This is a genomic window from Roseinatronobacter alkalisoli, from assembly GCF_028745735.1.
Taxonomy (GTDB): domain Bacteria; phylum Pseudomonadota; class Alphaproteobacteria; order Rhodobacterales; family Rhodobacteraceae; genus Roseinatronobacter; species Roseinatronobacter alkalisoli.
In genome coordinates, this window is the sequence record NZ_JAQZSM010000008.1 from 40,150 (window position 1) to 61,379 (window position 21,230).

Here is a 21,230-nt window from a genome sequence, read left to right on the forward strand (position 1 = left end):
GAAACCTACTAACCTACAGGAGATACCGATGTCGATTACCGTTGAAGACAAAACCCGCCTGATTCAGGAATTTGCCCGCACCGAAGGCGATACCGGTTCACCTGAAGTTCAGGTTGCTGTGCTGACCAAGCGTATCACGAACCTGACCGAGCATTTCAAGACCCACAAGAAAGACAACCATTCCCGTCGTGGGTTGCTGACACTGGTGGCCACGCGCCGCAAGCTGCTGGACTATCTGCGCGCCAAGGATGAAGCCCGTTACCGCGTTCTGATCGCGAAACTGGGTATCCGCCGCTAACAGAACCGAAGGTTCATGGACAGTCCTGCGCCCGCCTTGAACTAGGCGGGCGTTTTTTAATGCCATTCTTCCGGGCGTCGGGGCGCAATACCGTGATCGGGCGAATGTGACAGGACATAGCCTTCAAATTGCCTTATTTCTGTCGCCAAGCAGCGCCATAGACTGATACATATGTTGGTAAGGAAGCAATTAAGTTCCGCACGCTTTGAGTCCGGTGACAGGTATGATTATGGTAAACACGCGAAAGCTGGAACAGCTTTTGAAGCGTTCAGGCCGCAGCGCGGTCACCGGTACCGGACAGCCGGTTACGGCCCCGCTGCGTCGCGGGCTTGCGTTGTCGGGCGGTCCGGCGCAGCGCTATGACGTTGCGCCACGCGTTGATACAGCTGCCACCGATACGCTGAATGATGCGGCCTGGGAAAACCTTGCACCTCTTGCCCGGGACAAGGATACCGACAAGGCGGCGCGCCTGTTCAACCAGCAAGCGCGCGATCCCGCGCTTGCGAAGCTGTTTGATGTGTTGCGCACCCAGCTTATACAGACTTTTCGTAAACGCGGGCTGCGCAGTCTGGGGATTACGTCGCCACATGCGGGTGCGGGGACCAGTTTTACCACAGCCGGGCTGCTTGCCAGTTTCGCGCGCCGTGCGGATCTGCATGTTGTGGGGCTGGACCTGCATTTCGCCGATCCCGGTCTGCACCGATATTTCGAAGCGGTGCCAAATGGTCCCATCCTGCCCGCCATACGGGGCGATATTCCTGTGGAAACGCACCTGCAACGCGCATACCCGACGCTTGCGCTGGGCCTGAACCGGCCCGACCCGGAGTCCATTCAGACTGGTGCAGCATTCCCCGCAGAGGATTTCACCGATATGATGCAGGACATTCTGGGCTTCATGGGGCCGGATTTTGTTGTCTGTGACATGCCGCCGCTGCTGGAAGGGGATGTTGCGCTGAACCTGCTACCCGGCATTGACGCGGTGCTGATCGTCTCCGACAGCCGCCGGACAAGCGCCAGCGACATCGCGGCGTGCGAGCGGGTATTGCAGGATCAGGCGGAATTTCTGGGTGTGGTCATGAACCGTGATGCAACCCCGCAGCGGGGGCGCTGATCATGGGGCCAATTCAATCCCTTCCGGAACTTATGGGCTTTCTGCGTCGTCGGTTTGACCTGCTGCTTGTTGCGACAGGAATTGGCGCAATCCTTGCGGCGTTTATTGCGTTGCAGACTGCGCCGGTCTTTCAGTCGCATACGGTGCTTTCTGCGCGCCTGAATACGGTCTCGGGGGAATTTGCCACCACAGCGGGTGTGCAGAATGCGCCTGCACGGCTGCTGCAACTGGTGGAGCAGCGCCTGACCACGCGCGAGAACATGCTGGCGCTGGCCGATAAATATGACCTTTTCGCCGGGCTGCCTGTGCATGAGCGTGTTGACGCAATGCGCGAATCCGTCACCTTTCTAAGCCACGAGGCGGTGACAATCGGCTTTGCGCGCGACGGTGTCTTGTCCTCGATCATCGTGCAGGCCCGCGCGGATGAAGGGCCCAAGGCCGCGAATATCGCAAATGAACTTGCCAGCATGATCATCGCGGAAACCGGTGCCGGGCGTGAAGCTCGCGCGCGTGAAACCCTGTCCTTTCTGCATGAAAGACACAATCAGACCGAAGAAAACCTGCGCGAGGTCGCAGCAGAGATGCGCGCATTTTCTGCCCTGCACCCGGATGCAATGCCGTTCAGTGTGGAACTGCGCCGGGCGGAACTGCTGCAACTGACCACGGCGATACAATCCACCGAAAGTGACATTGTCGTGCTGGAATCCGAACTGGCCGCGCAGAACAGTCAGGGCAGCACCCAGCGTCGGCTCGCGTTGCTGCGCGACCAGCTGGTCACACGGCAGGCCGAGCTTGCCCGCCTTCAGTCGCGCCGGGATGAACTGGAACCCTTCTTTACCCGTGTGGCGCAGATCGAACGCGACATGGCCATGATTGAGCAGCGAGAGGAACGGCTGCAGGACAGCTTGCGCGAGATTGCGGACCAGATCGTCGATGCCGAAACCAATCTGCGGCTGGAAACGGGCCAGCAGATTGCTGCGTTCGAAATTCTGGAACCCGCAACCGCAGCGGAATACCCGATTTCGCGCAGCCGCAAGATGACAATGCTGATGGGCGTGTTCGGGGCGGCTGTGCTGGCGGTTGTAGCGGCTTTTGGCTATGAACTGCTGCGCCCGGCACTGCGCAGTGCAGGACAGGTGGAACGTGAAACCGGTATGCGCCCGGTGCTGGTTCTGCCGGAACTGGTTCTGCCCGCGCAGCGCAGGCGCCTGCTGACAGCGCGTTTCGCGGGTCTGGCGTTGTTCATGCTGACGCTTGCGGCAGTCCTAAGCCCCCTGATCCAGACCTAGCGCGGGGATGGACGGATCATGCCCAGTATCATTGCTTATGCCGCACTTCTGATCTGGCCATTCGTGATTGTGGCCATGTTCCGCAAGATGGCCCCGGAGCGGGCCTTTATCTGGGCAATTCTGGGCGGGTATATGGCCCTGCCTGAACTGACCGAGTTCAACCTTCCGGTTATCCCCGCATTTGACAAGACATCGATTCCCAATCTGACGGCATTCGCGCTGTGCCTGGTGATGCTGAAAATGCGTCCCGGTTTGTTGCCCGATGGCCTGTTGGGCAAGGCATTGGTGGTGGTGCTGTGCGCGGCGCCGGTGATTGCGGTATTCTTCAACACTGACCCGCTGGTTTTTGGCATGGCGCAAAGCGGACGACTGACGCTGACAAGTGATCACGCCTATTCAGTTCCGGGCATGCGCATATACGATTCCGTGTCGATGCTGGTGCGACAGCTTATCATGATCCTGCCCTTCTTCATGGCGCGGCACCTGCTGGCAAGCGAACAGGCATTGACCGAATTGCTGCGCGCGCTGATGATTGCCGGGCTGATCTACTCCGTACCAATCATGTGGGAGGTGCGCTTCAGCCCGCAACTGCACACCGATATCTATGGTTTCTTTCAGCATGATTTCCAGCAGATGATGCGCGAAGGCGGCTATCGCCCCATTGTTTTCATGCCGCATGGGTTGTGGCTGTCGCTGTTCATGGTCATGACTGCGGTGTCCGCGCTGTATTTTGCCAAACAGGCCACCCCGTCAGACCGGGTGCGTGCCAGCATCATCGCGGTATATCTGTTCGTCATGGTGAATCTGACCAAAAGCCTTGGGCCATTGCTGATCCTGCTGACGATTTCGACGCTCGTGGTGCTTCTGAAACCGCGTATGCAGCTTCGCGTTGCAGGTCTGATGGCCCTGCTGACATTAAGCTATCCATTGTTGCGCGGTGCTGGCCTTGTACCAACGGACAAACTGGTCGAACTTGCAAGCCAGCGCAGTCAGGAACGGGCGCAGTCATTGCAATTCCGTTTCGACAATGAAGACCTGCTGCTGGACCGCGCAGCCCAGAAACCGCTTTTTGGCTGGGGCGGCTACGGGCGGAACCAGATTTTTGACCCCCAGACCGGCGAGATGATATCGATCAGCGACGGACAATGGGTCATAACCATCGGGCAATGGGGCTGGGTGGGTTACTTGGCACTGTTCGGGTTGCTGTGCCTGCCATTGCTGGCACTGTTGTGGCGGTACCGACAGGTGCCTGACAGTGCGCTTCCCCCGCAGGCGGGTGTTCTGGCGCTGATACTTGGGGCCAGTCTGGTGGATCTGCTGCCCAATGCAACGCTGGTGTCCCTGACATGGCTGATCGCTGGCGCACTTCTGGGGCATGCCGAACTGCAGAACAGGCGCAGCCGTACTGCCCAGCTGGAACACTGGCGCAACCTGCCCGGCCGCGCCGGGCTTATGTCCACGGCGCGCACATCCGAACCCGCCCTGAAGCGCAGCTTCCTGTAAGGGCTGAAAACACGACCGTAATTGAAAAGCGTATATATCATGAGTGACCTACCCGACCAGTTCAGTGAAAACGACATTGCCATTATCGGCATGGCCGCGCATTTGCCGGGCGCCCGATCCGTGGTCGAATTCTGGGATAACCTGCGCGCAGGTCGCAGCGCCATTCGCCGCCTGAGCGAAGCCGAGCTTCTGGCCGCCGGGGAACATGGCGCAATGCTGCGCAAACCCAATTATGTGCCCCATGCCGCAACCCTTGATAATTTCGCGGAATTCGACCCCGATTTCTTCGGCTTCTCGCCCAAGGAAGCCGCGATTCTGGACCCGCAGCACCGGCAGTTCCTGGAAGTCGCCTGGGAAGCGTTCGAGGATGCGGGCCACCCGCCCGCCGCATTCGGCGGTCCTGTCGGGGTGTTTTCGGGCTGCGGCATGGGCAGCTATTTCTTTTTCAACCTGTGTTCCAATCCGCATCTGGTGGATGATGTGGGCATGTTCCTGTTGCGCCATACCGGCAATGACAAGGATTTCCTGGCCACCCGCGTCAGTCATATTTTCGACCTGCGCGGCCCGTCGGTCAATGTGCAGACGGCCTGTTCCACATCGCTTGTGGCGGTGCATTATGCGGTGCAATCCCTGCTGACAGGGGAATGCGACATGGCGCTTGCCGGGGGGGTAACAATCGAATTGCCCCATGGGCGGGGGTATCTGTTCAAGGAAAACGAAATCCTGTCGCCTGACGGGGAATGCCACGCCTTTGACCACCGCGCGCAAGGTACGGTTTTCGGGTCCGGTGCGGGGGCTGTGGTGCTGCGCCGCCTGTCCGATGCGCTGGCGGATGGCGACCGCATCATTGCAGTCATCAAGGGCAGCGCCGTCAATAACGATGGCGCGGCCAAGGCGGGCTATCTGGCCCCATCTGTCGAAGGACAGGCCGCCGCCGTGGCAGAGGCTCATCACGTTGCAGGCGTGTCCGCAGACAGCGTGTCCTATATCGAATGCCATGGTACGGGCACCTATCTGGGTGATCCGATCGAAATTGCCGCCCTGACACAGGCATTTGCGGCGACAACCGACAAGACCGGCTTTTGCCGGATCGGGTCGGTCAAGACCAATATCGGCCATCTGGATACTGCCGCAGGTGTGGCCAGCCTGATCAAGGTGGCATCCGCCCTGCAGCATCGCGAACTGCCCCCCAGCCTTGGGTATGAAGCGCCCAATCCCGCGATTGATTTTGATGCGACCCCGTTCGTGGTGAATGATCGCCTGACACCGTGGCAGGGCGATGGCCCGCTGCGCGCAGGGGTCAATTCGCTGGGTGTGGGTGGTACCAATGCTCATGTCATCCTGCAGGAAGCGCCGCCCCGCCCGCCATCGGGTGCAAGCGACTGGCCCTTCCAGCTTCTGACCCTGTCGGCGCGTAGCAAACCCGCGCTGGATGACGCCGCGCGTAACCTTGCCACCCATCTGCGCGCACATCCCGGCCAACCGCTGGCTGATGTGGCCTTTACCTTGCGCGAAGGGCGCACTGCATTTGCCCAGCGTCGCATTGTTGTGGCCGAAACCCATGAAGACGCCGCCACCCTGCTGGATGCGGAAAACCCCGGCCGCGTGTTCACCCATACTGCGCTGGACAACCCCGACATGGTGTTCATGTTCCCCGGCGGAGGCGCGCAATATGCCGGTATGGCGCGCGATCTTTATGAAACCGAACCCGTTTTTGCCGAATGGATGGATCGCGGGCTGGCCCATCTGCAACCGAAGCTGGGCTATGACCTGCGCGCCCTGTGGCTGCCTGCGCCGCAGGACTTGGCACAGGCGAATGAGGCCCTGATGCGCCCTTCGGTGCAATTACCGCTGATCATGATCACGGAATATGCGCTGGCGCAGTTGTTCATCGACTGGGGCGTGACCCCTTCGGTGCTGGTCGGGCATTCCATGGGTGAAAACACCGCCGCCGCGCTGGCAGGTGTCCTGCGGTTTGAGGATTGCATTGATCTGGTGCATCTGCGCGGGCAGCTATTCGATACGGTGCCTTCAGGCGGCATGCTGTCCGTGCCGCTGTCGCTGGACGCGCTGCGCCCCTATCTGGGGCCGGACCATGACATTGCATCGCTGAACGCGCCCGAATTGACTGTGGTTTCCGGTCCGCAGGCAGCACTTGACCATCTGACTGCCGCTCTGCGTGCGGATGATATAACGGCCCAGCGCATTGCCATCGACATTGCCGCCCATAGCCGCATGCTGGACCCCATTCTGGACCAGTTCCGCACCTTCTTGCAGGCGGTGCCGCTGAATGCACCGCAACTGCCCATCATTTCAAACCGCACCGGCCAGCCCCTGACGCCTCAGCAGGCCTGCGACCCCGAATACTGGGTGCAACACCTGCGCAATACGGTCCTGTTCGGCGATTGCATCACCACATTGGCCGCAAAGCCCAACCGCATCTATCTGGAAATGGGGCCGGGCAAGGCGCTATCATCGCTGACCCGCATGAACGGGGCCGTGCCGGGGCAACAGGTGCTGTCCGTGCTGCGCCACCCTGACGAAGACATCGCTGATGATCTGTACCATATCGGCACATTGGGCCGCATCTGGGCGCTGGGCGGGCAGTTCGACTGGGCGCAGATCTGGGGTGATGCGCGGCGCCAGCGCGTCCGCCTGCCCGCCTATCCGTTCCAGCGCGCGCATTATTTCATAGAACCGGGCAGCAACAGCGCCCCTGAAACGCCTGCCCTGGAACGCATTGATGATGTCACGCAATGGGGTTTTGCGACCGGCTGGAAACCGGCCTATGCCGATTGTGATATTGATGTCACCCGCGATTTGTCCGGCATGTCCGATACATGGTTGGTTTTCGCAGATGATGCAGGCATTGCCGCGCCGGTTATTGCGCAACTGCGCGACAGCGGCCAGCGCGTGATCGATGTACATGCGGGCGACACATTCGCGCGCAAATCTGCCGACAGTTTCACGCTGGCCCCGGAACAGGGCGCAGACGGGTATGTGCAGCTTCTGCAAGACCTGATTGCGGATGGCGTTACCCCCAGCCGTATTGCGCATTTCTGGCTTGCGGACCCGCAGGAAACATATCGTCCGGGGTCCAGTTTCGTACACCGCAATCTGGAACAGGGGTTCTATGCATTGCTATATCTGGCGCAGGCCGTCCAGTCCGAAAACCTGACCCTGCCGGTGCATCTGACCGTTGTCACCACCGGCGCACAGGCGCTGGACGGCGAACGGCTGGCCTATCCCGAAAAGGCCATGATTGCAGGCCCCGCCCGCGTGGCGCCGCGCGAAATGCCGGGCCTGACCTGCGCCACACTGGATATTGACACCAGCCGCCCCGCTGACCCTGCCCTGACGCTGGCCCTGCTGGAAGAGCTTTGCGCCACGCCCGCCAACAGCACCGCACTGCTGCGCGGGCAGCGCCGCTGTGTGCAGGTCATCCGCCCGGCGCCACTGGCCGATGAATTGCCGGACCTGCCCGAAGGTGCGCATTGGATCATTACAGGGGGTTTTGGGGGTATCGGCCTGACACTGGCAGAAACGCTGATCACGCAAAGCGCGGCGGATATTACCCTGATCAGCCGCACCCCCTTGCCGGACCGTGCGGATTGGGACAATTGGCTGGCCACGCATTCACCCGCCGACCGGACCAGCCGCCGCATTCTGGCCATCCGGCGGCTGGAAACCCTGGGTGGGCGCGTGCATGTCACCTGTGCCGATGTCTGTAACATAGACGAAATGCGCCGCGCGCTGGACGAGGCGAAGGCCACCTTTGGCGCAGCTTACGGGCTGATCCATGCTGCAGGGCATATCGCCGATGCGCCCCTTCTGGGCAAATCCGCCGCTGATGTGGAAGACGTGCTTGCCCCCAAACTGCACGGATTGCAGGTTCTGGATGAATTGCTGCCCGATGGCACGCTGGATGTGATGGTGCTGTTTTCGTCAACATCCACCCTGACTACGCCTGTGGGCCAGGTGGATTATGTGGCCGCAAATGAATACCTGAACGCTTTTGCCCGTGCGCGCACAGCGGGGAAAACCCGTGTTCTGTCGCTGAACTGGGGTGTTTGGGCGGAAACCGGCATGGCTGCGGACGCCATGGCGGAACGTCTGGGCCAGTCCCCCGCAGTGCCTGCGATGCCCTGCGCACAGCCACTTTATGATGAGATGGATTTTGACGCCGCAGGCAACCGCCGTCTGACCCTGCAACTGGACACAGGCCATTGGGTTGTGGACCAGCACCGCACCGGCGACGGCACCGCCATCCTGCCCGGCACTGCCTATCTGGACCTTGCCGCGCAGGCATTGCGCGCGCATGGTGAAACCGGCGCGTTTGAATTGCGCGACATGTGGTTTCTGCGCGCCGTGAGTGTGGCGGATGGCGGCCCGCGCAAATTGCGCGCCACCCTGACGCGCAGTCGCGAAGGGTATGATTTCACCCTGCGCAGCGATGTCATGCAGGGCGGAACCACCGGCTATGTGCTGAACGCGCAGGCGCGTGTGGTGCTAGGCAATCTGACCGCGCCTGCCGCGATTGACCCCACCGCCATTTCCGCACGCTGCCCCGATGTGACCGAAGGGAACGGCCTGCCATCCCCGCAAGAGGCGCATCTGAAATTCGGCCCGCGCTGGCGTGTCATTACCCGCACAGCCTATGGTACGGGCGAAGGGCTGGCGCATCTGGCTTTGCCGCCGGAATTTCTGGATGATCTGCGCGCGGGCCATGTGCTGCACCCCGCGCTGATGGATCTGGCCACTGGCTGGGCCATGCAGTTGATACCGGGGTATGACGCGCACGCGCTATGGGTGCCGGTGTCGTATGACAGTGTGTCGGTGTTTGCCGACCTGCCCGCGCAGATTGTCAGCCATGCGCGCTTGCGCGATGACAATGATGCGGGTTTTGCCTGTTTTGACCTGACGCTTGCCACCCCGGACGGGCAGGTGATTGCCGAGATCCGCCGCTTCACCATCAAAGAGGTGACAGGTACGAATTTCAGCGATGCGCCCCCACCGCGCGCGTCCGAGATTATGCGCGACAGTACCGCCAACACCGCCCTGTCACCGGCAGAAGAACGCCTGCGCGATATGCTGGGCCTTGGCATTACACCTGCGGAAGGCGCGCGCGCTTTCCTGCGTGCCCTGATGTCGGACCGCGCCGCAATCGTGGTGTCATCCATCGATCCGCGCGTGCTGGTCGCGCAGGCCGAAAGTGATGCAATGGTCCGGCCGCAGACCAAATTCGACCGCCCCGACCTTGGCACTGAACTGATTGCACCGCGCAACGACATTGAACGCACGCTGACCGGCTTCTGGCAGGATTTGCTGGGTGTTGATCAGGTCGGGGTGGAGGATAACTTCTTCGACCTTGGCGGGCATTCACTGATTGCGGTGCGCCTGTTTGCACAGGTGAAGAAAGCCTATCATGTGGATTTCCCGATTTCCGTGCTGTTTCAGGCCCCCACCATCGCGTCCTGCGCGGCAATGATTGCCGAACAGACCGGGCTGGACCCTGACGCGGACACCGCCCAGGCGGACACGGACCAGCCCGCACGCCCAAGGTTTACCCATCTGGTGCCCATGCATGACCGCGATTCCGGCACGCAAACGCCGTTTTTCCTTGTGGCGGGGATGTTCGGGAATGTGCTGAACCTGCGCCATCTTGCGTTGTTGATGGGGCGTGACCGGCCGTTTTACGGGCTGCAGGCGCGCGGGCTTCTGGGCGGGGATGCCCCGCATGACCGGATTGAAGATGCAGCCCGCGATTATATTGCCGAAATGCGGCAGGTGCAGCCGCATGGCCCCTATATGCTGGGCGGATTTTCGGGGGGCGGGATTGTCGCCTATGAAATTGCCCGCCAACTGGAATCCGCAGGTGAAAAGGTGGATATGGTCGTGTTGCTGGACACGCCGCTGCCGCTGCGCCCCGGTTTGTCCCGCACCGACAAGGCCCTGATGAAACTGGCCGAATTGCGCCGCAAGGGGCCGGGCTATGTTGTCGAATGGTGGCGCGGGCGACAGGACTGGAAACGCCATCTGGCCGCTGGCCCTGCCGCTGACAGCGATGATGCGTTCCACAACACCGCGATCGAGGCCGCCTTTCGCCACGCGGTCGGCGCTTATCAGGTGCAACCATGGGATGGCAATCTGGTGTTGTTCCGCCCGCCGCTGGACCGTCACTGGAAAGTGTCGGGCGGCAACTGGGTCAGCAGCCAGCGTGAATATGTCTTTGCCGATAATGACTGGACCCGCTACGCCCCCAATCTGCGCGTGATAGAGGTGCCGGGCGACCATGACAGCATGGTTCTTGAACCCAATGTCCGCGTTCTGGCGTCAAGATTGCGGGCGCTGATGCCCGAAACCCACATGAAACAAGCAGCCGAGTGAAATGTATGAGTGCCACTGTCCTGACCGTTATCGTCAATTACAAAAGCGCCGAAATGGCGCTGAAATCGGCACAGGCCGCAGAGCGCGCCATGGCTGGCATTGATGGCGCGATCACCATTGTCGATAATGACAGTCAGGACGGGTCATATGACTATCTGCGCGACCATACAGGCGGCATGCCGCGGGTTCAGGTGCTGCAATCGGGCCATAACGGGGGGTTCGGTTCGGGCAATAACATTGCCATCCGTGGGGGCCTGCCCGACGGGCGGCAGCCTGATTTCATTTATCTTCTGAACCCTGATGCCTTTCCCGATGCAGATGCCATAACGCTGCTGCGTGAACATTTGCTGCAAAACCCGCAGACAGGTTTTGTGGGCAGCGCTGTCGAAGGCGAAGATGGCACCCCGCATGAAGTGGCATTCCGCTTTCCCTCCGTCTGGTCAGAGTTTGAGGCCGCTGCGAATACCGGCATCATTACCAGAATGCTGTACAAATACCGCGTTCCTGTCGGGTTTCCGCAAAGCACCTGCCGCGTGGATTGGTGCACGGGGGCCAGTGTGATGTTTCGCCGCGCCACGCTGGACCAGATCGGGCTGTTTGACGAAACCTTCTTCCTGTATTTTGAAGAAACGGAACTGTGTCACAGGGCATGGGCGGCTGGCTGGGGTGGCGCATATCTGCCGCAGGCGAAAGTCATGCATATCGGGTCGGCGTCAACCGGTATGCAGCAATGGACCCGCGTGCCGCGCTACTGGTTTGACTCGCGCGCGCATTATTTCCGCAAGACAGGCGGGGCCGGGTATCTGGTGCTGGCGACGTTGTCGTATATGCTGGGCGCGTCAATCTGGAAGCTGCGGCGCGTCGTTGAACGAAAAGAGGATAGAATTCCGCCACATTTTCTCCGTGATCTTGTGGCATGTACGTTTCAAACCCTGATGCCGGGCGCGGCGGCCACTCGGGGGCGGGCGGGGGCGTAGGACGCGCCCTGAAAGGGGTATGTATGCAGTTTTCAAGTGTTGTGATCGGCGATGAAAGTCTGTTGGCGGCATGCAGTGATCAGGTTCTGGAACGCGGTCATGTGATTGCGGCAGTGGTCACCGACAATGCGCAACTGGCCGACTGGGCGGCCAGCCATGGCGTGCCCGTCATTGCCCCCGGTGCCGGTCTGGCTGACCGGCTGGCGGGGTTTCAGTTCGACTGGTTGCTGAACATTGCCGGGCTACGTCTGCTGCCGCGTGACGTGCTGGCATTGGCCGCGCGCGGGGCTGTGAATTTCCACGATGGGGTATTGCCGCGCCATGCGGGGCTGAACGCACCCGCCTGGGCCCTGATGGAGGGCGAAACCCGCCACGGTATTACCTGGCACCTGATCACGGATGCCGTTGATCAGGGCAATATCCTTGTTCAGTCCGAGTTCGACATTGCGCCCGATGATACCGCGCTGACGCTGAACGCGAAATGCTTTGCCGCCGGGGTCGAAAGTTTTGCGCAAGTGCTGACCCAGCTTGAAGAAGGGCAGGTAGCAGGCCAGCCGCAGGACTTAAGTAAGCGCAGCGTGCATCTGGGTTCCGACCGCCCCGCGCATGACGGGTTGCTGGATTTCACCCGCCCGGCGATGGAACTGGAACGTCAGGTTCGCGCGCTTGATCATGGCCCCTACTGGAACCCGTTGACCGCGGCCAAGCTGCGCCTTGGCCCGCAGCTTGCCTGTATCGGTGCAGCGCGGCTGGTGCCCGGCCATGGTCAACCCGGTCAGGTCGTGGCTGTGGACGCTGATGGCGTGACCGTGGCCTGCGCGGATGCGGCGCTGCATCTGTCGGGGGTGTTGTGCATACAGGGCGTACCGATCGATCCTGCAGATTTTGTCACAACAGGTGATATCCTGCCCCCCCCGCCCGACGGGGTGACAGATGCCATGGCGCGCATTGCCGCCGGTGATCAGCACTGGCGCGATGCATTGCGGGCATTGGCCCCGGCTGCACCGCTTGCACTGCGTTCTGACACGCGCATGACATTGCCACTTGATTTGCCAAAGCTGCCCGATGCGCAGCTTATCACGACATTTGGCGCGGCTGTCGCACGCCATTTTGGCGTGTCACGCATTGATCTGGCATGGCGCAACGCGGTGATTGCTGCCGCTGAGTTGGCCGCGCCGGACCATATTTCCGGCTGGGTGCCTGTTCAGGTGGATGCGCGCGCGCGCGACGTCGCTGCCGTTGTGGGTGCACGCCTGAAACTGGCCCAAACCGCCCCCGGTTTCGCCCGCGACATCAGCGCGCGTGATCCGGTCCTTGGCGTCATTTCCGCGCCGCATGTTGGCGTGACCCAAGGGGCAGACATGCCGGGCGCCGTGCTGGTGCTGGACCTTGACGCGGGCATGCTGCGCTATGACCCCGAAACACTGAACAGCGCTGCCATGGCGCAGATACGGGCCTATATGACCGCGCCCCTGCCCGCCGCTGGCGATATCGGGCAGCTGAACGACACTGCGCAGCCTTATGACCGCATCTGCATTCACCATGCGTTTGAAACGCAGGTCGCGAAAACGCCCGATGCCATTGCGCTGAGTTTCGAAAACCAGTCGCTGACCTATTCTGAACTGAACGCGCGCGCAAACCGTGTGGCGCATGTGCTGGCGGATATGGGCGTTACCCCTGATACGCCTGTGGCGCTGTGCACGGCGCGCGGGCCGAACCTGCTGATCGGCGCGCTTGGCATTCTGAAGGCGGGCGGGGCCTATGTGCCACTGGACCCCGCCTATCCCGCTGACCGGCTGGCGCATTACCTGAATGATTCATCCGCGCCGGTTCTGGTGACCGAACATGACATGCTGGACATTCTGCCTGATCATGGCGCGGCGCTGTTGCAACTGGACACGGATACCCGTCTTGGCGCGGCACCCGATATGAACCCGCAAGGGAACGCCACGCCCGACAATCTGGCTTATCTGATCTATACATCCGGTTCTACCGGTGCGCCCAAGGGGGTGATGGTCGAACATGGCAATGTCGCCAATTTCTTCGCGGGCATGGACGGACGCATCCGCCACGACCCGCCCGGTGTCTGGCTGGCAGTCACATCGCTGAGTTTTGATATTTCGGTGCTGGAACTTTTCTGGACGCTGGCGCGCGGCTTCAAAGTTGTCCTGATGGGCGATGAGGACCGCATCGCGGTGTCGCATGCGCCAGTGCGCGTGTCTGACAAGCCCATGGATTTCAGCCTTATGTATTGGGGCAATGATGACGGGCAGGGGCCACAAAAATACCGCCTGTTGCTGGAAGGCGCGAAATTCGCCGACACGCACGGGTTCTGTGCGGTCTGGACACCGGAACGCCATTTCCATGCCTTTGGCGGCCCGTTTCCCAACCCGTCGGTTTCGGGCGCTGCGGTGGCGGCGGTCACCCAGAATCTGGCGGTGCGGGCAGGGTCATGCGTGGCACCGCTGCACCATCCGGTGCGTATTGCCGAAGAATGGGCGATGATCGACAACCTGACCAACGGGCGCACTGGTCTGGGCATTGCGTCGGGCTGGCACCCGGTTGATTTTGTCATCCGCCCCGAAAACCGCCCGCCAAACAACAAACAAGCCATGTTCGAGATGATCGACACGCTGCGCAAATTGTGGCGCGGCGAAGCGGTCGAATTCGACAAGGGCGATGGTCCGGTCCCGATCCAGACCCTGCCACGACCGGTATCGCGGGAATTGCCCATCTGGCTGACCACCGCCGGCAACCCGGAAACATGGCGCGATGCGGGGCGTCTTGGCGCGAATGTGCTGACCCATCTTCTGGGCCAGTCCATTGCCGAGGTGGCTGAGAAGATCGCCATCTATCACACTGCGCTGCGCGATGCGGGCCATGACCCCGCTGATTTCACCATCACGCTGATGCTGCACAGTTTTGTTGCGCGCGACCGCGACCATGCGCGCGAAGTGGCCCGCGGACCGATGAAATCCTACTTGCTGGCGGCGGCCGCGCTGGTGAAGCAATATGCTTGGGCGTTTCCGGCGTTCAAGCGCCCGCAAGGCGCGAAAAACCCCATGGATATTGACCTGTCCACCCTGTCGCAGGATGAAGTTGACGGTATCCTTGATTTCGCCTTCCATCGCTACTTTGAGGATTCCGGCCTGTTCGGCACAGTCGAGGATTGTCTGGAGCGTGTCGAGCAGCTGAAAGCCATTGGCGTGACCGAAATTGCCTGCCTGATCGACTATGGCATCAACACCGATCAGGTTCTGGAAGGGCTGTTTCCGCTGGCGGAAGTGGTTAAACGCGCCAATGCCGGGCTGGACCTGCCCGATGATGATTTCTCGATCGCGGCGCAGGTTCACCGCCACAAGGTGACGCATCTGCAATGCACACCGTCGATGGCGCGCATGCTGGTCGCGGATGACAGCAGCCGTGCGGCAATTGCGCAGGTCAGCAATGTCATGATCGGCGGTGAAGCCCTGCCAGGCCCCCTGGCGCGCGACATTTCCAGCCTGACCGGCCAACCGGTCCAGAATATGTATGGCCCCACTGAAACCACCATCTGGTCAACGACCCTGCCCAGCACCGGGGGGGTGGGCACCGTGGGCATCGGAACGCCCATTGCCAACACGCAGATTCATATCCTTGATGACAGTTTGCAGCCAGTTGCGCCGGGACAGGAAGGTGAATTGTTTATCGGCGGCGATGGTGTCACGCGCGGGTACTGGAACCGGCCCGCACTGACCAGCGAACGCTTTATCCCCAACCCGTTCGGGGCAGGGCGGCTGTACCGCACGGGTGATCTGGTGCGTCAGGGTCCGCATGGCATTGATTTCATTGGTCGTGTGGACCATCAGGTGAAAATCAGGGGATATCGCATCGAACTGGGGGAGGTGGAAGCCGCGCTTGAAGCGCAACCGGGCATAACTGCCGTTGTTGTTATCGCCCGCGAAGACCGGGACGGGGATATGCGGCTGGTGGCCTATTACACTGGCAGTCCGTCAGGGGATTTGCGCGCCGCACTGGCAGCACAGCTTCCCGCACATATGGTGCCCGCGCATTTCATGCCGCTGGCCGAAATGCCCCTGACACCGAACAAGAAGATTGACCGCAAGGCCCTGCCTGCCCCCAGCATCCGCCAACAACCGGCGTCAATGGCGGACACTGGTGTCCCGGAAGGGGGCGGCGACACGGTAAACCGGATTGCCGCCATCTGGTGTGATGTCCTTGGTGTTGCGCAGGTCGGACAGGGGGATAACTTCTTCCATCTGGGGGGGCATTCATTGCTGGCGGTGCAGGCGCATCGCGAAATGCGCGCGCGGTTGAATATACCCGGATTGTCGATAACGGATCTGTTCCGCTTTCCGGTGCTGGGCGAGTTGGCGCGGCATCTGGACAGCAAGCAACGCCCGCTTACGCCTGCGCCTGTCACACAACTGCATACGCCCGTGGCAAGACCTGTGGCAACGAAAACGGACGCCGCTGCGCCGTCATCGGACCGAATGCAGGCTATGGCCCGCCGCCGCGCGATGCGCGCAGAAAGGTCCGGGGGGAAATGATTCTGCAGCAGTTTTCCAGCGCGGATTATGCGCGCTCCCTTTTCAGCGACACAGTGGCCATGGGCTGGGCAGACCCCAAAGCCCCCATGCCGCGCCTGCTGGGGGATGAGGTGTTGGCGATCGAGCAGGTCTCCGCCCCGCGCGCGCGCGAATTCGCGTCCGGTCGCGCTGCCGCGCGTAACGCCATGGAACAGCTTGGCCATATGCCGCGCCCAGTGCTGCAAGGCGATGACCGCGCGCCAATCTGGCCTGCGGGTCTTGTCGGGTCCATTACCCATACTGGCCATGATGCGCTTGCGGTTGTCACCGACGACCCTGCCATCCGGGCGCTGGGCATTGACATGGAACTTGCCACGCCACTGGAACCGAACCTGTGGCCTGTAATCTGCACACAGAACGACCTGCTCTGGCTGGCGGCGCTCGGCCCCACGCAACGCGGGAATTTTGCCAAGTTGTTGTTTTCCGCCAAGGAAGCGGTGTACAAGGCGCAATATCAGATCAGCCGCTGCCTGATTGATTTTCATGCGCTGGACCTGACACCCGATCTGGCGACAATGCGTTTCACCGCCATTCTGCGTCAGGATGTGCCGGGGTTTGCGCAGGGCACCCGAATCGATGGCCGGTTCCTGATTCTTGCCAGTTCCATCATCTGTGCTGTGGAAATGCGCAGTAAATGATCCGGTAGCACCCCGTGCAAGGGCGCATTCCGTGGCCTGTGTTTGCTAGAGGTAGTGGTCGTCATGCCCCCCCACCCCAAGATGTAAGACATAAGGTGCAGGCGTCTGTGGCATCCTGCCCAATGCGGCAAAAACATTGGCAAAATTGCGCATAAATCTGATAGACTGCGGCGGTAAACCCCACCCCGAGGCAGTATGCTGTTATTTTGTTAACCAACCGGTCGTTAGAATCGGCGACAGCATCTCAGGATCAGAAAGAATCGAGGGCAGAATGAAAAGAACCCTGTTGGCCGCCATCCTTTCGGCAGTCGTCCTTCCCGCAATCCCCAGTACCGCCGCCGCCAGCGCGATTGAATCCGCTTGCCTGCGATCGGACCGGCCACAGGCGACACGCGCGCTGTGCCGGTGCATTGGTTCTGTCGCGAATGAAACGCTGACACGTTCGGAACAGCGCCGCGCAGCAGCCTTTTTCCGCGATCCGCAACTGGCGCAGGATGTGCGCATGTCCAAAAGCGACCGCGACAACGCATTCTGGGCGCGTTACCGGGCGTTCGGGGACCGCGCAGAACATTTCTGCACAGGCCGCTAATGCGGCTGCCACGCGCCGACATGAGAAGTTAGCGCTGATACCCCCCAAATCGGCAGGCCGCGGGACGGCCCGCCGATAGTGCGACGGGTTTCGCGCTATTTGGGATGCAGGAACCGGCTTTCTACTTCCAGAACATAAGAAATCAGCGGGTCAGGGTGCGGATGAACGAGATACGCTCTGTCTGCCGGGGCTGCGTCGGCTGACGCAGGAGTAACCGATCCTTAACAGGCATGTGCCATCCTGAATGCCGGGCATTACTGCCGGTTCGGTGCTGTTGGCATTTCCGGCGCAAGACAAGGGTGTGACAGCATGCGACGAACAGAAGCTTTGCCGATGCGGCAGGCTAGGGTGGGCATTATTGCCAACCCGGCCACCGTCCGGGTACCTGTTCATCTGCCGCGAGATGTATGGTCCCGCTGGCCGGATATGCGGTCACGGCGGCGGTATAATGCGCGTGAACGGGGCGGCGGCGCTGACCAGCCCGAAGACCCGGTTTTGGACGGCAGGCTGCTGGGCGCTTTCGCGCGTGATATGCGCGCGGGCAAATGCGATGGGAAAACCCGCACCGCCGGATTCGGCGCGCCGCCCGACATTGCGCGGATGGGTGCCCCTCCGCGCAGGTGGGTCGCGTTGTTGTGTCTTGCCATCGTGATTGCCGCTGCCATTGGCTATGGCGTTTCGCGTTAGCGTGTGTCGCGCAAAAGTGGGAACCGGTTTTCCGCTTCCGCGAATGCGTCATAAAAAGGTTGGCGCGGGGATGCAGGTGGACTTGCGCACGCGGCAGTGTCCGGGCGTGAACCTGGCATAAGGCGCGCTTCATGCGGGTTGTGCGCATTTGAACACCGGGAGTTCACAAAACCGCACTTGTAACTTATGTGCACAGGCTGATCTTTGTGACAAGTCATGGCATGTTGCGGGACAAACTGGGCACCGGATTTCCGTTTCCCGCACATGCGTTATCAGAAGACCGGAGCATCCCCCCGATGCAACTGAATGCAAGGGGTGCGCTGGTCAGAACATTGATCGGAGTGCGCAATGTCCATTCGTCCCACGCTGGAAACCCGTAAATCCGTTCCCACGCTTGAAGGCGCGGGGGTACATCTGCATCGCGCGTTCGGTTTTCAGGATCCGAGCGAGCTGGACCCGTTTTTGTTGTTCGATGATTTCCGCAACGATGTGCCAGAGCATTATCTGCGCGGCTTTCCCTGGCATCCGCACCGGGGCATTGAAACAATCACCTATGTTCTGGCGGGCGAGGTGGAGCATGGCGACAGTCTGGGCAACCGGGGCATGCTTGGCGCGGGTGACGTGCAATGGATGACTGCGGGATCGGGCATCATGCATCAGGAGATGCCGCGCGGTAATACCAGTGGCCAGATGCACGGTTTCCAGCTTTGGGCAAACCTGCCCGGCAGTCTGAAAATGACTGCGCCACGCTATCAGGACGTGAAAGCGGCTGATATTCCCGATGTGATTGATGATGACGGCACCCGCGTGCGTGTTGTCGTTGGTGAATTCTGGGGCAAGCGCGGCCCCGTTGACGGGATCGCCGCAGACCCGCAATATCTGGACATATCTGTTCCGCCGGGCGTGCGCAAAACCTTCAAGGTTGATACCTATCGCCGGGCATTCGCCTATGTGTTTGCCGGGTCGGGGGCGTTTGCAGACGCATCGCAACCGACCGGAATCCTGCTTGAAAAAGAGGTCATGGGCCAGGAAGTGAACATTCGCGATATGTCCGGGGACCGCACCCTGATCCGCTTTGGCACCGGCGAGGAAGTGACCGTGCAGGCGGGCGAAAATGGCGTGCGGTTCCTGCTGGTGTCGGGCGCTCCCATTCAGGAACCGGTTGCATGGCATGGCCCGATTGTCATGAACACCCAGGCAGAGATCCAGCAGGCAATCCGCGAACTGCGCAACGGAACCTTCATTCGCCCCGCGCATTGATGCCGCTGTTGATGTGCGCGGGCTTGTGCCTATAGTCAGGACACACCCATGCAGGAGGATGCGTTGACACGCGCCATTATCAGACTGACCGGCACGGACCCTGCAGCGTTTTTGCAGGGTCTTGTCACCAATGACACAAGGCGGCTTGCGCCGCAGACCCCGCTTTACGCCGCGCTTTTGTCACCGCAAGGCAAATATCTGGCAGATTTCTTTCTGGTTCAGGACGGTGACAGCATCCTTCTGGATGTGGCGGCGCCGCTTGCGGATGACCTGTTCAAACGCCTGAGTATGTATAAATTACGCACGCCTGTCACACTGGAACGGGTGGATTTGCCGGTCAGCCGGGGCACGGGGCCAGCACCTGACGGGGCCGTGCCGGACCCGCGCCACCCTGCATTGGGCTGGCGGCTTTACGGGCAGGCATTGGCGGATGACGGCACCGACTGGGACGCGCTGCGTGTGGCGCATTGTATTCCGGAAGCGGGCGTAGAACTTGTTCCCAACGAAACCTTCATACTGGAAGCCGGGTTTCCGCGCCTGAACGGCGTCGATTTCCGTAAAGGGTGCTATGTCGGTCAGGAAGTCACGGCGCGCATGCATCACAAGACTGAGCTGCGCAAGGGGCTTGTCACTGTGCCCATTCGCGGGGCGGCACCAATCGGGACTGCAATCATGGCGGGTGGCAAGGCAGCGGGCCAGCTATTCACCCAAAGTGGGGACCGCGCCATCGCCTATTTGCGGTTTGATCGGGCGCAACCGGGTATGCTTGCAGGCGATGCGGTGATTGACTGGCCGCAAATGCAAAGCTGACTTGATCGGCGGCGCGAAGGCATGATAGCGGTATCATGACAGGGGCTGCAAAAGACAGATACCGATGAATCGCCTATTCAGAACGCGCGCGGCCGGGCCATTACTGGCGCTAAGCGCCTTTGCGCTGTTTTCGGCGCATGATGTTGTCGTCAAGATGCTTGGTGGCAGTTACAGCCCTGTTCAGATCGTGTTTTTCAGCGTGCTGCTGAGTCTGCCGCTGGCGTTCCTGATGCTGATGCGCGACAAGACCGACGGCAACCTGTTGCCGCGTCGTCCGGGCTGGACAGCATTGCGTACAGCTGCGGCGGTGTGGACCGGGGTAAGCGTGTTCTACGCTTTCACGGTTTTGCCGATGACGCAGGTCTACGCCATCCTGTTTGCCACGCCGCTGCTGATTACGCTTCTATCGGTGCCGATGCTGGGCGAGAAAGTGGGCTGGCGGCGCGGGGGCGCAGTTGTGCTGGGGTTGATTGGTGTGCTGATTGTGTTGCGTCCGGGGCAGGGGGTGGGAATCAGCCTTGGGCATCTGGCGGCAATATTGGGGGCATTCGGCGGGGCGGTTTCCGCGATTATCGTGCGCAAGATCGGCCATGAGGAACGCAATGTCGTTTTGCTTGTGTACCCGCTGATGGCCAATCTGGGGGTTATGGGCTTGGCGCTGCCATTCGTCTATCAACCCATGCCACTTGCGGATCTGGGGGCATGGGCGGCAATGGCGGCGATGGCCTTTGTGGCCAGCCTGTGCGTGATCGCGGCTTACAAGCTGTCCTCCGCAGTTCAGATTGCACCGATGCAGTATTCGCAAATCATCTGGGCCGCGCTGTTTGGCGCAATCTTCTTCGGCGAGTCGCTGGACGGGGCCACGGTTCTGGGCGCTGCTGTGATTATCGCCAGCGGCGTTTATATCGTCCTGCGCGAGGATTCCGCCGAGGTGTCGGAAAACCGGCCGGTGCTTGAAACCCGCACCCGCACGGAAACCGGTACATTCCCGCGCGCCAGCCAGTTGGGCCGGTTCGATGATGCGCCTGATGACGACCCCGGTACGCCGCAATAATTCTGTCGCGGCACAAGTGCAACGCCCGCGACGACTTG

13 protein-coding genes are annotated in these 21,230 nt (G+C 61.0%); all 13 read left to right on the forward strand.

Going from position 1 to position 21,230, the window contains the following annotated elements; genetic code table 11:
• The first annotated feature begins 28 nt into the window (after positions 1-28).
• The 13 genes from rpsO (at position 29) to PUT78_RS10565 (ending at position 21,192) form a co-directional block, all read left to right on the forward strand.
• The gene (rpsO, locus tag PUT78_RS10505; protein WP_274352220.1) at positions 29-298 is read left to right on the forward strand and encodes a 30S ribosomal protein S15; all 270 of its coding nucleotides are present in this window, start codon (positions 29-31) and stop codon (positions 296-298) included.
• Positions 299-521: 223 nt separating this feature from the next.
• Positions 522-1,409 (forward strand): P-loop NTPase family protein, encoded by an 888-nt coding sequence (locus PUT78_RS10510; RefSeq protein ID WP_274352221.1) that lies wholly within the window; start codon positions 522-524, stop codon positions 1,407-1,409.
• A gap of 2 nt (positions 1,410-1,411) precedes the next feature.
• Positions 1,412-2,698 carry a GumC domain-containing protein gene (locus PUT78_RS10515; RefSeq protein ID WP_274352222.1) on the forward strand — a complete coding sequence of 429 codons (1,287 nt, stop codon included), beginning with the start codon at positions 1,412-1,414 and terminating at the stop codon, positions 2,696-2,698.
• A gap of 18 nt (positions 2,699-2,716) precedes the next feature.
• The gene (locus PUT78_RS10520; RefSeq protein WP_274352223.1) at positions 2,717-4,201 is read left to right on the forward strand and encodes a hypothetical protein; all 1,485 of its coding nucleotides are present in this window, start codon (positions 2,717-2,719) and stop codon (positions 4,199-4,201) included.
• Positions 4,202-4,240: 39 nt separating this feature from the next.
• Complete coding sequence (locus tag PUT78_RS10525; protein ID WP_274352224.1) at positions 4,241-10,588, forward strand: type I polyketide synthase; 6,348 nt, start codon at positions 4,241-4,243, stop codon at positions 10,586-10,588.
• Between the two features lie 5 nt (positions 10,589-10,593).
• Positions 10,594-11,565 carry a glycosyltransferase family 2 protein gene (locus tag PUT78_RS10530; RefSeq protein ID WP_274352225.1) on the forward strand — a complete coding sequence of 324 codons (972 nt, stop codon included), beginning with the start codon at positions 10,594-10,596 and terminating at the stop codon, positions 11,563-11,565.
• Between the two features lie 23 nt (positions 11,566-11,588).
• Positions 11,589-16,115, forward strand: coding sequence for a MupA/Atu3671 family FMN-dependent luciferase-like monooxygenase (locus PUT78_RS10535; RefSeq protein ID WP_274352226.1), 4,527 nt, complete (start codon positions 11,589-11,591; stop codon positions 16,113-16,115).
• Positions 16,112-16,792, forward strand: coding sequence for a 4'-phosphopantetheinyl transferase family protein (locus PUT78_RS10540; RefSeq protein WP_274352227.1), 681 nt, complete (start codon positions 16,112-16,114; stop codon positions 16,790-16,792). Before PUT78_RS10535 ends, PUT78_RS10540 begins: the two co-directional genes overlap by 4 nt.
• Before the next feature lie 271 nt (positions 16,793-17,063).
• Positions 17,064-17,381, forward strand: a complete 318-nt coding sequence (locus tag PUT78_RS10545; RefSeq protein WP_274352228.1) for a hypothetical protein — start codon at positions 17,064-17,066, stop codon at positions 17,379-17,381.
• A gap of 309 nt (positions 17,382-17,690) precedes the next feature.
• Entirely contained in the window at positions 17,691-18,068 is a 378-nt protein-coding gene (locus PUT78_RS10550; RefSeq protein WP_274352229.1) for a hypothetical protein, read from the forward strand.
• A 348-nt stretch (positions 18,069-18,416) separates the two neighbouring features.
• Positions 18,417-19,328 (forward strand): pirin family protein, encoded by a 912-nt coding sequence (locus PUT78_RS10555; RefSeq protein ID WP_274352230.1) that lies wholly within the window; start codon positions 18,417-18,419, stop codon positions 19,326-19,328.
• Positions 19,329-19,391: 63 nt separating this feature from the next.
• Complete coding sequence (ygfZ, locus tag PUT78_RS10560; RefSeq protein ID WP_274352231.1) at positions 19,392-20,138, forward strand: CAF17-like 4Fe-4S cluster assembly/insertion protein YgfZ; 747 nt, start codon at positions 19,392-19,394, stop codon at positions 20,136-20,138.
• A 64-nt stretch (positions 20,139-20,202) separates the two neighbouring features.
• Positions 20,203-21,192 (forward strand): DMT family transporter, encoded by a 990-nt coding sequence (locus tag PUT78_RS10565; RefSeq protein WP_274352232.1) that lies wholly within the window; start codon positions 20,203-20,205, stop codon positions 21,190-21,192.
• The last annotated feature ends 38 nt before the right edge of the window (positions 21,193-21,230 follow it).